Annotated in this window: 1 protein-coding gene; it reads left to right on the top strand. The window is 50.0% G+C overall.

Annotation, left to right across the window (positions count from 1 at the left end):
• Window positions 1-1037 (top strand): FAD-linked oxidase C-terminal domain-containing protein (locus tag ACP45E_RS13890; RefSeq protein ID WP_141707341.1); only part of this gene is annotated, 1037 nt, incomplete at both ends.

Here is a 1037-nt window from a genome sequence, read left to right as displayed (position 1 = left end):
CGGTGGAACTGATGGACGGCCGCGCCTTACGATCGGTTGCCAACAACGCAGGTTTACCAGACTTCATCAAAACACTCGACATAGAAGCCGCTGCAATACTGGTCGAGTCACACGCCAGCGATGATGACGCACTCACTCAGCAGTGCCAACAGGTCATGGCAGCTCTTAGTGGATTTTCCATCATTGAATCGGTTCCCTTTACTTCGGATTCAAAAACCGTGGCGACTTTATGGGGCATTCGTAAAGGTATGTTCCCTGCGGTTGGCGCAGTGCGCGAAGTGGGCACCACAGTGATCATTGAAGATGTGGCTTTTCCCATCGAGCATTTAGCCAACGGAGTGAGAGATCTGCAATCGCTGTTTGAAAAATATCGATACGATGAAGCGATCATTTTTGGTCATGCTCTGGAAGGCAACCTTCACTTTGTTTTCACCCAGGGATTTGATAGCCAAGAAGAAATTGATCGCTACGGCGGATTTATGGACGATGTGGCCGATTTAGTCGCCGTGAAGTATCAAGGATCACTGAAAGCAGAGCACGGCACTGGGCGAAATATGGCACCTTACGTCGAGCTTGAATGGGGAAAAGATGGCTATGCGTTAATGCAAAAGATTAAGCGCCTATTTGATCCACAAGGTCTGTTTAATCCAGGGGTTATCATTAATGACAACCCTCATTCCCATCTCGAAGATTTGAAACCCATGCCCGCAGCCGATGAGTTGGTTGATCGATGTATTGAGTGTGGATTTTGTGAACCCGTGTGTCCATCGCGCACGCTGACCCTCTCTCCTCGGCAGCGCATTGTTCTATACCGTGAACTCCAGCGCCGCAAAAACGCGGGGGAAACCGTTCAAGCGAGCGAACTGGAGCAAGTCTTTGAATATCAGGGGCTTGATACTTGCGCCGCGACTGGGCTTTGTGCTGATCGTTGCCCCGTTGGCATCAACACTGGTGATCTGGTCAAAAAGCTTCGCTCCGTGAAATATCAACGGCTCACACCCATTGTAAAATGGACAGCTCAAGATCGGAAGAGCGGT

It is taken from the genome of Vibrio genomosp. F10 str. 9ZD137 (assembly GCF_049974785.1).
Taxonomy (GTDB): Bacteria; Pseudomonadota; Gammaproteobacteria; order Enterobacterales; family Vibrionaceae; genus Vibrio.
Note: the sequence above shows the minus strand (reverse complement) of the source record. Positions and strands in the feature narration are given on the sequence as shown.